The following is a 233-nucleotide window of genomic DNA, read 5'->3' on the forward strand; positions in this document are numbered from 1 at the left end:
TTTGATCCAGCCTTTTTGGATGCCGAGGTTGTGTTGGTAGCTGGTGTCGATGGCGGTGTCGTATTCTGCTGGTGCACCGATGTCATTGGTAGTGGCTGTGGTGTTGTGGGTGATCAGGTCTGTTGCTGTGGAAAGTGCGTCTTGACCCCATCGTTGGTCCCTGGCGATCTTGACCGGATCGTCAGGGACTTCTGTATGTAGATACAGCCACCAATCCATCACTGTGCGTTGAT

1 pseudogene is annotated in these 233 nt (G+C 52.8%); it reads right to left on the bottom strand.

The annotated features are described in order from the left end of the window. Positions 1 to 233, bottom strand: a pseudogene (locus tag HMPREF2847_RS04615) (IS256 family transposase); the annotation flags it as partial.

The sequence above is a fragment of the Corynebacterium sp. HMSC074C03 genome (assembly GCF_001838285.1).
Classification (GTDB): domain Bacteria; phylum Actinomycetota; class Actinomycetes; order Mycobacteriales; family Mycobacteriaceae; genus Corynebacterium; species Corynebacterium amycolatum.